We start from the raw sequence: 11,603 nt of genomic DNA, 5'->3' as shown, positions 1-11,603 counted from the left end.
ATCGTGCGTCAACACCTTCGGGATAGAGGCAGGTCAGGCAGAGCCGAGTTCGCTGTCGATGAAGTCGAAGATCTCGTCGTCCGTCGCGGACTCCAGATCCCGTTCGTCGTCGGGGGCCGCGCCCGCCTGGCTGTCGAGCGTCCGCAGGAGGTCCCGCATCCGGTCGGTCAGCAGTTGGCGGGCCGCCGCGTCCAGCAGGTCGAGCTGGAGCCGGTCCAGGTCGGCGACGACCGACTTGGCGGTGGTCTCCCGCTGCGGGACGACCTGGGTGTGGAGGAACCCTGCGAGTGCCTCCGGGGTGGGGTGGTCGAAGACGAGCGTGGCCGGCAGCCGCAGGCCGGTGGCGTTGTTCAGCCGGTTGCGCAGTTCGACGCCGGTCAGGGAATCGAAGCCGAGCTCCTTGAAGGCCCGGTCGGCGGTGACCGCTTGGCCGTCCGCGTGTCCGAGGACGGTGGCGACCGCACCGCGCACCAGGTCCAGCAGGGCCTTGTGCTGCTGCGGTTCGGGCAGGACGGCCAGCCGCTCCGTCAGCGAGGCCGTGCCCGTCCGGCTCGCCTCGACGACCCTGCGGCGGGCCGGGCCGCCGGTCGGCGCGTCGAGCGCCGCCAGCAGTTCGGGCAGTGCCTGCCCGCTCGCCCGCAGTTTCGTCATGTCGATGGGCGCGGCCACCACGAGCGGCCGGTGCAGGTCCGGCGCGGCGTCGAAGAGGGCCAGGCCCTGTTCGACCGTGAGCGCGGCCATGCCCATCCGGTCCAGCCGGCGCAGGTGCGCGTCGTCCAGGTGTCCGGTCATCTCACTGGTCTGCGCCCACAGGCCCCAGGCGATGGAGGTGGCGGGCAGCCCCAGGTTGGTGCGGTGCGCGGCCAGGCCGTCGAGGAACGTGTTGGCCCCGGCGTATCCGCCCTGTCCCGCGTTGCCCAGGATTCCGGCCAGAGAGGAGAACAGTGCGAAGAAGGACAGGTCCAGGTCCTTCGTGAGCTCGTGCAGTTGCCAGGCGGCATCGGCCTTGGCGCGGAACACCGTGGCCAGCCGTTCCGGGGTGAGTCCCTCCAGGGTGCCGTCGTCGATCACGCCCGCGGCGTGCACGACGCCGGTGAGGGGGTGCGCGGCCGGGAGGGTGGCGAGCAGCTCGACGAGGGCCGGGCCGTCGGCCGCGTCGACGGCGGCTATGGTCACCTCGGCTCCGGCGGCCCGGAGTTCGGCTTCGAGTTCCGCGGCGCCGGGTGCCGCCGGGCCGCGTCGGCTGAGCAGCAGCAGTCGGCGTACTCCCTGCTCGGCGACCAGGTGGCGGGCAACCAGCGCGCCCAGCACACCCGTTCCGCCGGTAACGAGAACCGTTCCCTCGGGGTCGGGCCGGCGCGGCAGGGTCAGGATCACCTTGCCGATGTGACGGGCCTGGCTGAGGTAGCGGAACGCCTCCGGCGCCCGGTGAATGTCCCAGGCCGATATCGGCATGGGCTGCAGGGCTCCCTCGTCGAAGAGGGAGCGGATCTCGTCGAGCATCCGGCCGATCCGTTCGGGGCCGGCGTCCAGTACGTCGAACGCCTGGTACCGCACTCCCTCCCAGCCGGCGCCGACCTCCGCAGAATCACGGATGTCGGTCTTGCCCATCTCCAGGAACCGGCCGCCGCGCGGCAGCAGCCGCAGCGAGGCCTCCACGTACTCGTGGGCCAGGGAGTTGAGCACGACGTCGACGCCCCGGCCTCCGGTTGCGGAAAGGAACTCCTCCTCGAAGTCCAGCGTCCGGGAATTGGCGATGCGGTCGTCGGTGAAGCCAAGTCCGCGCAGGGTGTCCCATTTGCCGGTGCTGGCGGTGCCGTAGACCTCGACGCCCCAGTGCCGGGCCAGCTGGACGGCGGCGAGGCCGACGCCACCGGTCGCCGCGTGCACGAGCAGGGACTCGCCCGACCGCAGCCCGGCCAGGTCGGCCAGTCCGTAGTACGCGGTCAGGTACACCACGGGGATACCGGCCGCCTGGGCGAAGGACAGGCCCTTGGGCATCTGCGCGATCAGTCGGTGATCGGTAATCGCGACGGGCCCGACGCCACTGGAGAACAGGCCCATGACCCGGTCTCCGGGAGCGAATCCGGCCACGTCCGGGCCGGCTTCGAGGACCACGCCGGCACCCTCGCCCACCGGCGGCCGCTCGTCGTCGGGGACCATCCCGAGCGCGAGCAGGACGTCGCGGAAGTTCAGGCCGCCCGCCCGGACCGCCACCCGTACCTGGCCGGGCCCCAGGGGCTCCAGCACCTCGGGGCAGGCGGTGAGGGCGAGGCTGTCGAGTTCGCCGCTGATGGTCAGCGACAGGCGCCAGGGCTCCTGCCCGGCGGGCTCGGCCAGTACGGTGCCCAGGTCTGCCCGCACCAGCCTCGGCGCCAGGACGGTACCGGTGCGTAGGACCAGCTCGGAGGGCTCGGCGGCCACGGCGGCCGGCAGTGCCTGCCGGCTGTCGGGGTGTCCGTCGACGGTCAGGTGCTGTACCCGCCCCGGGTTCTCGGTTCGCGCGGTGCGGATCAGGCCCGCCAGCCCCGCGTGTGCCAGGTCTCCGAGTCGGGTGACCACCGTCAGCCGGGCATCCGCCGCCTCCGGAGCGGCGAGCCACCGCTGGAGGAAGGAGAGCACGTCGACCGCGAGTTCCCGGGCCGAGTCGGCCACGTCCGCCCGGCCTGCGGGCACGCACCAGAGCGCACGCTCCGGCGCGGCCGCTCCGGCGGCGGTCAGCTCGGCGAGGCCGGCGTACGGGGTGACGGAGACACCTGCCTCGGTGAGGACCGGGGCCAGGCCGAGCCGGTCGGCCCCGAGCAGGGCCCACCGCTCTCCGTCGCGCACCCCGCCGGTCAGCTCGGCCGGTACGAGGTCCACGCCGAACAGCGGCCGCGGTTCGGCGACGGTGCGGTCCGCACCGAGCTGGTCCGCGCTCACCGCCCGCACGGTCAGGGCGGCGACGCTCGCGACAGGCGTACCCGTGGCATCGGCGACGAGCACCGAGAGGGCGTCGGGGCCGGCCGGCGTGAGCCGGACCCGCAGCGAGCGGGCGCCGGCGGCGTAGATGTGCACACCGGCCCAGCTGAACGGAAGGCGGACCTGGCCGGTGTCGCCGGCCAGACCTATGGCGTGCAGGGTGGCGTCGAGCAGGGCCGGGTGGAGGGTGAAGCCGGAGGCGTCCGCTTCGTCCGTGAGCCGGACCTCGGCGTAGACGTCCTCACCGACCTGCCATGCGGCGTGCACGCCCTGGAAGGTGGGCCCGTAGTGGTAGCCGCGGCTCTCCAGCCGCTCGTAGAACCCGTCGACGGGCAGCGGCGTGGCGTCGGCGGGCGGCCAGGCGGCCAGGTCCGTCACCGGCTCGGGAACCGTGTCGGTCATGGTTCCGGTGGCGTGCCGGACCCAGTCCGCCTCTCCGCCGCTGGGGCACGAGTGGATGCTCAGCCGCCTGCTGCCGTCGGCGTCGGCCGCACCCAGGAGTACCTGGATGTCCAGGTCTCCGGTCTCCGCGAACAGCACGGGGGCCTGGAGGGTGAGCTCCTCGACGTGGCTGCAGCCCACCTGGTCGCCCGCGTGGACGGCCAGTTCGACCAGAGCGGCTCCGGGCAGCAGCACGCTGCCGAGAGCGGCGTGCTCGGCCAGCCAGGGCTGAGTGGAGCGGGACAGCCGGCCGGTGAAGAGCAGGGCTTCGGTGTCGGCCGTGCGGATCGCCGCGCCGAGGAGCGGGTGCTCCGCGCGCTGAAGTCCGAGGGAGCCGGCGTCACCGGTGCCCGCGGTGCCCGTGAGCCAGTGCCGCCGGCGCTGGAAGGGGTAGGTCGGCAGGTCGACACGCGCGCCGGGGCCGCCGAGTACGGTCGCCCAGTCGACGACCACGCCGTTGACGTGCGCCTCCGCGACCGAGGTCAGGAAGCGGTCCTGGCCGCCGTCGTCGCGCCGCAGCGAGCCGACGACGACGGTGCCGTCCACGCCGGCCTCGTCGGCCGTGTCGCTGAGGGCTGAGGTGAGCACGGGGTGGGCGCTGGCCTCGACGAAGACGCGGTGGCCGTCGTCGAGCAGGGCCCGGGTGGTCGGGACGAGTTGAACGGTCTGGCGGAGGTTGCGGAACCAATAGGCTCCGTCGAGTTCCGTGCCGTCCAGCGGCTGCCCGGCGACGGTGGAGTAGAACGCGATGTCGCCGGCGCGTGGCGTGATGCCGGCCAGCAGTTCGCGCAGCTCGTCTTCCAGGAGGTCGACGTGGGCGGAGTGGGAGGCGTAGTCGACCGGGATGGTGCGCGCCCGGTACCCCTCGTTCTCGCCACGGGCCACGAGGTCGGCGAGGGCTTCCGGGTTGCCGGAGACGACCGTGCTGACCGGGCCGTTGTGTGCGGCGATGTCGATGGCGCCGTCCCAGCGGGTGATGAGGTCACGGACTTCCCCGGCAGGCAGGGCCACCGAGACCATCCCGCCCGTACCTGCCAGCTTCAGGATCGCCCGGCTGCGCAGCGCCACGACCTTCGCCGCGTCGTCCAGGGACAGCGCCCCGGACACGGCCGCAGCCGCGATCTCGCCCTGCGAGTGACCGATCACGGCGTCCGGCTCGATACCCACCGACCGCCAGAGCGCGGCCAGCGACACCATCACCGCCCACAGCGCCGGCTGCACGACGTCCACCCGGTCGAACCCGGGCGCCCCCTCGACACCACGCAGGACGTCCATGAGCGACCAGTGCGTGAACGGCGCCAACGCCCGCTCACACTCCACCAGCCGATCCGCGAACACCGCGGAGGAATCGAAGAGCTCCAGCGCCATGCCCTGCCACTGCGAACCCTGCCCCGGGAACACGAACACCGTCTTCCCCGAACCGGAGACCGCCCCCTGGACCAGATTCGCGGCCGATCCGCCCGAGGCCAGCGCCTCCAGACCCGCCAGGACCTCCTCCCGGCCGGCACCCGAAACCGCCGCACGGAAAGCGAGGTGCGGAACCCTGGTCGCGAGGGCCGAAGCCACCCGCGCCGGGTCGACGGCCTCCGAAGCCAGCAGCTCACGCACCTGCCCCGCACGCGCGGCCAGGGCCGCCTCGCTCTTCGCGGAGACCACCAGCGGAAGCCCGTCGACCACCGGCTCGTCGGACCGGGCTGCCGCCGGGCCCTGTTCCAGGACCACGTGGGCGTTGGTGCCACTGATACCGAACGAGGAAACCGCCGCACGACGCGGACGCGTCACCTCCGGCCAGGCCCGGCGCTCGGTGACCAGCTCCACAGCGCCCGTCGACCAGTCGACGTGCGGAGTCGGCTCGTCCACGTGCAGAGTCGCCGCAAGCTCCCCCTTACGCATCGCCATCAGCATCTTGATGATCCCCGCGACACCCGCCGCGGCCTGCGTGTGACCAATGTTCGACTTGATGGAACCGAGCCACAGGGGCCGGTCCTCTGGCCGGTCCTGGCCGTAGGTGGCCAGGACCGCCTGCGCCTCGATCGGGTCACCCAGGGTGGTGCCCGTACCGTGCGCCTCCACGGCGTCGACCTCGGAGGCCTCCAGTCCCGCGTTGGCGAGGGCCTGGCGGATCACCCTCTGTTGGGAGGGCCCGTTGGGGGCGGTGAGGCCGTTGCTCGCACCGTCCTGGTTCACGGCGGAGCCGCGGATCACACCGAGGACGTCGTGGCCGAGACGCCGCGCGTCCGACAGACGCTCCAGCACCAGCACGCCGGCGCCCTCGCTCCAGCCCGTACCGTCCGCGGAAGCCGCGAACGACTTGCACGTCCCGTCCGGGGACAGACCCCGCTGACGCGAGAACTCCACGAACGTGTTCGGCGTCGACATCACCGTGACACCCCCGGCCAACGCCATCGAGCACTCACCCTGACGCAGCGCCTGGGCCGCCAGGTGCACCGCCACCAACGACGAGGAACACGCCGTGTCCAACGTCACCGCCGGACCCTCAAGACCGAAGGTGTACGCCACCCGGCCCGACAGGACACTTGCGATCGTGCCCGTCAGCAAATGCCCCTCATAACCCTCCGGAGCACTCCCCAACCGCAGCCCGTAGTCGTTGTACATCACACCCGCGTACACACCCGTCGAAGAGCCGCGCAGCGAAGCCGGATCGATACCCGCCCGCTCCAACGCCTCCCACGCGACCTCCAGCAACACACGCTGCTGCGGGTCCGTCGCCGTGGCCTCCCGCGGACTCAGACCGAAGAACTCCGCGTCGAACTCGGCCGCGTCGTAGAGGAATCCGCCCTTACGCGTGTACGACTTGCCGATCTTCTCCGGGTCCGGATCGAAGAGACCCTCCACGTCCCACCCACGGTCGCCCGGGAACTCCCCGATCGCGTCCCGCCCCTCCGCCACCAACTGCCACAGATCCTCCGGCGAGGCGACCCCGCCGGGATAACGGCAGCCCATGCCGACCACCGCGATCGGCTCGTCGGGGGAGACCGAGGTGACCACGTGGGTACGCGTGGACGCGGCCGCCTGGGAGGTCTCGCCCACGAGGTACTCGGCCAGCACGGCCGGGGTCGGGTAGTCGAAGACCAGGGTGGCCGGCAGGCGCAGGCCGGTCAGTTCGTTGAGGCGGTTGCGCAGTTCGACCGCGGTCAGGGAGTCGAAGCCGAGCTCCTTGAACGCTTGGTCGGGCGTGACCGCGTCGGAGCCGGTGTGACCGAGCACGAGGGCGACCTCTGCCCGGACCAGATCCAGCACGGTGCGGGAGCGGGCTTCGGCGGAGAGGCCGGCAAGCCGCTCGGCCAGCGCTCCCGTCCCCCTCCCGGAGCCCGCACCGGGGCGTCGTACGGCCTGGCGCACCAGGCCGCGCAGCAGCGTGGGGACGGTCGGCATCCTGCGGACCACGGCCAGGTCGAGGGCGACCGGGACCAGCAAGGGTTCCGCCGACGCGAGCGCCGCGTCGAACAGCGCGAGGCCCTCCTCGTTGCCGAGCGGGGCAATGCCCGACCGGCTGATGCGCTCGTGGTCGGCGGCGTCGAGCGAGCCGCCCATGCCGTCCTTTGCCCACAGACCCCAGGCGAGGGAGGTGGCGGGCAGGCCCTGGGCGCGGCGGTGCTGCGCGAGGGCGTCGAGGAAGGTGTTCGCGGCCGCGTAGTTCGCCTGGCCGGCGTTGCCGACGAGGCCCGCGACGGACGAGAAGACCACGAAGGCGGACAGCTTGTGATGCCAGGTGAGGCGGTGGAGGTTCCAGGCCGCGTCGACCTTCGGCCGCATCACCCGCTCCAGATGCCCCGCCGACAACGACGCGACCGTCGCATCATCCAGTACACCCGCCGTGTGCACCACGGCCGTCAACGGACGCTCGACCGCCACCTCGTCCAACAGACCCGCCAACGCGTCGAAGTCCGACACGTCGCACGCCGCGACCGAAGCCCGCGCACCCAACTCCGCGAGCTCCGCCACGAACTCCGCAGCACCCGGAGTCTCACCACCACGACGGGACACCAACAGCAGATGCCGCGCACCGTGATGCGTCACCAGCCGACGCGCGACCAGACGGCCCAACGTACCCAGAGCACCGGTCACCAGGACCGTACCCTCCGGATCCAGGCCCTCCACCACATCCGCCGCAGCACCCGCGGCACGCGCCAGACGCGGCACGAACAACCCACCACCACGCACCGCCACCTCGGGCTCGCCCGAAGCCAGCACCGCAGGCAGCAGCTCCAGACCACCCTCGTCGAGGTCGGCGAGCCGGAAGCGTCCAGGGTTCTCGGAGCGAGCGGACCTGACCAGACCCCAGGCGGGAGTCTGGGCGAGGTTGCGGATCGGTTCGCCGGCGGTGGCGGCCACCGCTCCCCGCGTAACCAGGACCAGCTCGCTGTCGGCGTACCGATCGTCGGCGATCCACTCCTGAAGCAGGGCGAGTACCGCGCCGGCGACCTGGTGGGCGTCCTTCGGCGTGGCGTCGTCGAGGACCGGGAGCAGGGCCACGACCTGCTCCGGTACCGGGTCCGCGAGCGAGCCCGGCAGATCGGCGCGGCCGTCGGGGCCGAAGGCGATCTCGACGACGGTCGGCAGCGCGCCCGATTCGACGGCCGTGGGCGTCCAGTCGATCCGGAGCGGCACGGGCGCGCCGGCGTTCGCCGCCTGGGCCTGCACGTCGAGCCGGGAGATCGTCGCGACGGGCGAGCCGGTCGTGTCCGCGAGGTCGAGTGCCACGGAGTTCTCGCCCAGCTGCTTGACGCGCACCCGGAGCGCGATCGCTCCGACCCGGTGCAGCGTGACGCCGCTGAACTCGAACGGCACACGGAGCGGGCCCGTCTCCGCTTCCAGGAGAAGCGGGTGCAGGGCGGAGTCGAGGAGGGCGGGGTGCACACCGAAGCGGGCGGCTTCGGTGTGCAGCTGGTCGGGCAGGGAGACTTCGGCGAAGAGTTCGTCACCGAGGCGCCAGGCGGCGCGCAGGCCGCGGAAGGCCGGGCCGTAGCCGTAACCCAGCTCGTCGAGGCGCGGATAAAAGTCGTCCACGTCCACAGGAACGGCTCCCGCCGGGGGCCATTCCGTCAGTGCGGTGTCCTCGGCCTGCGCGTCGGCGGCGATGCGTCCGGTCGCGTACCGGACCCACTCGCCCTCGCGCTCGGCGAAGACCGAGATGTCACGCCGGCCGTCCTGACCGGCCTGGTCCACGGCCAGACGGATGGAGACCGGAGCGGTTCCGGTCAGGGCCAGGGGTGCTTGGAGGGTGAGTTCCTCGACGGTGGCGTAGCCGAGCTGATCGGCCGCGTGGCCCGCGAGTTCGAGGAACACGGTCCCGGGAACGAGGACCGTCCCACCGATCGCGTGGTCGGCCAGCCACGGATGCGTGGACAGCGACACCGACGCGGAGAACTGCACCGCGTCCCCTTCGGGCTCCGTGATCACCGCGGCCAGCAACGGATGGTCCACAGCCGTCAGACCCAGACCCGCCGCATCACCGGAACGCGGCGCGTCCAACCAGAAACGCTCACGCTGGAAGGCGTAGGTGGGGAGTTCCGCCAGAGCGGAGCCCGGCAGGAACCGCTGCCAGTCCACATCCACACCGTGCGCGTGCACGGAGCCCAGGGCCGCGAGGAACGAACGCTTCTCGTCACGGTCCTTGCGCAGCAACGGAACCACCACGGTGCCCTCGGCCTCGGCCAGGCACTCACCGGCCAGAGCGGCCAGAGTCCCGTCCGGACCCAGCTCCACGAACGCCGTCACACCCAAACCCGCGAGCGTCCCGACACCCTGAGCGAAACGAACCGCCGAACGAGCCTGAACAGCCCAGTACTCAGCGGTGAACTCCTCGACCAGCTCCCCCGTCACGTTCGAAACCACCGGAATCCGGGGAACCGCATGAGTCAGACCCCGGGCGACCTCCGTCAGCTCATCGAGCACGACATCCAAATGCGCGGAGTGGAAAGCATGACTCACCCTCAACCGGGTCGCCTTCACACCCTCCGCCCTGGCAACCTCCAACACCTCCAGCACAGCGGCCTCATCACCCGAAACCACCGTGCTCCCAGGACTGTTGAACCCCGCCACGCCCACACCCGGACGACCACCGAGCCAACCCAGCACACGCGCCTCACCCGCGTTCAGGGCAACCATCGCCCCACCCTCCGCGACCCCCTCCATCAGACGCGCCCGCGCACACACCAACCGCGCCGCATCCTCAAGAGACAACACACCCGCGACATGAGCCGCAGCCAGCTCACCGACGGAATGACCGACCAGATAATCCGGCTCCACCCCGTAATGAGCCAGAAGACGGAACAGAGCCACCTCGATCGCGAACAACGCCGGCTGAGTGAACACCGTCCGCCCCAGCAACTCCGGCTCACCCTCGATCACCCCAGCCAGCGAACGGTCCAAATGAACGTCCAACGCCCCGACAACCTCGTCGAACACCGCCGCGAACACCGGCTCCGCCGCATACAACTCACGGCCCATCCCCACACGCTGACTACCCTGACCCGAAAACAGAAACGCGACCGAACCACCCCGCGCCACTCGACCGGACACCACACCAACCGCAGGACCACCCGACGCCAACGCCCGCAGACCGCCCAGCAGCTCCTCACCGGACTCCCCCACCACCACCGCACGATGGTCGAAACGAGCACGCGACACCGCGAGAGAACGGCCCACCGCCGCGACGTCCCACTCCGGCCGCTCCCCCAGGAACGACACCAACCGGCCCGCCTGCTCGGACAGAGCAACCCCGGTCTTGCCCGACACCACCCACGGCACCGGACCCGAAACGGGCTCGGTCTCGGTCTCGGTCTCGGCCGGGGTCGCGACGGCCTGCTCCACGATCACGTGGGCGTTGGTCCCGCTGATGCCGAAGGACGAGATCCCCGCCCTGCGCGGGCGGTCGAGCACCGGCCACTCCTCGGCCCGCGTCAGGAGCTCCACCGCACCCGCCGACCAGTCCACCTCGGACGTCGGCTCGTCCACGTGCAGCGTCGCGGGAAGAACCCCGTTGCGCATGGCCATGACCATCTTGATCACACCCGCGACACCCGCCGCGGCCTGCGTGTGACCGATGTTCGACTTCAGCGAGCCAAGCCGAAGCGGCTCTTCACGGTCCTGGCCGTACGTGGCGATCAGAGCCTGCGCCTCGATCGGGTCACCCAGTCTGGTGCCCGTGCCGTGCGCCTCCACCACGTCCACCTCGGACGCGGACAGGCGCGCGTTGGCCAGCGCGGACCGGATGACCCGCTCCTGGGAAGGCCCGTTGGGCGCGGTGAGCTGGCTGCTCGCGCCGTCCTGGTTGACCGCGGACCCACGGATCACCGCGAGCACGTCGTGCCCGTTGCGCCGCGCGTCCGACAGCCGCTCCAGCACCAGCAGACCCACGCCCTCGGCCCAGCCCGTGCCGTCCGCCGCCGCCGAGAACGCCTTGCAACGCCCGTCCGGCGACAGCCCGCGCTGCCGGCTGAACTCCACGAAGGTTCCCGGCGTGGCCATGACGGTGACGCCGCCGGCCAGCGCGAGGGTGCACTCCTCCTGGCGCAGGGCCTGCGCGGCGAGGTGGATCGACACCAACGAGGACGAGCAGGCCGTGTCGACGGTGACCGCCGGACCCTCAAGACCGAAGGTGTAGGCCAGCCGGCCCGAGGCGATGCTGCCGGTGCTGCCGGTCAGCAAGTAGCCCTCGAAACCCTCCGGCGCGTGGGAGATGCGGGAGCCGTAATCGTCGTACATGACGCCGGCGAAGACGCCGGTTCGGCTGCCGCGCAGTGCGGCGGGGTCGATGCCCCCCTGCTCGAAGGCCTCCCAGGCCGTCTCCAGCAGCAGCCGCTGCTGGGGGTCGATGGTCGTCGCCTCGCGGGGGCTGATGCCGAAGAACTGGGCGTCGAACGTGTCGGCGTCGTGCAGGAAGCCGCCCTCGCGGGTGTACGAGGTTCCGAGGTGCTCGGGGTCGGGGTGGTACAGGTTCTCCAGGTCCCAGCCGCGACCCTCCGGAAAGGGTCCGACCGCGTCGCGCTCGGCGCTCAGCAACTCCCACAGGTCCTCGGGCGAGGCGACCCCGCCCGGGAGCCGACACGCCATGCCGACGATCGCGATCGGCTCGTGTGCGCGCTCCTCCAGGTCCTGCACGCGCTGACGGCTCTCCCGCAGGTCGACCGTTGCCCGCTTGAGGTAGTCGCGAAGTTTCTGCTCGTTGTCCATGT

At 71.7% G+C, this 11,603-nt stretch carries 1 protein-coding gene; it reads right to left on the bottom strand.

Annotation, left to right across the window (positions count from 1 at the left end):
- Positions 1 to 33: 33 nt before the first annotated feature.
- The gene (locus OHT52_RS27770; RefSeq protein WP_328722906.1) at positions 34 to 11,601 is read right to left on the bottom strand and encodes an SDR family NAD(P)-dependent oxidoreductase; all 11,568 of its coding nucleotides are present in this window, start codon (positions 11,599 to 11,601) and stop codon (positions 34 to 36) included.
- Positions 11,602 to 11,603 lie beyond the last annotated feature (2 nt).

Source organism: Streptomyces sp. NBC_00247 (genome assembly GCF_036188265.1).
GTDB lineage: Bacteria > Actinomycetota > Actinomycetes > Streptomycetales > Streptomycetaceae > Streptomyces.
The sequence above is the reverse complement of the archived record's forward strand: the minus strand, read 5'-3'. Positions and strand labels throughout refer to the sequence as shown.

What these genes read in the sequence shown, in the direction of transcription:
- OHT52_RS27770 (WP_328722906.1), bottom strand. Translation starts at nt 11,601, where the DNA reads ATGGACAACGAGCAGAAACTTCGCGACTACCTCAAGCGGGCAACGGTC.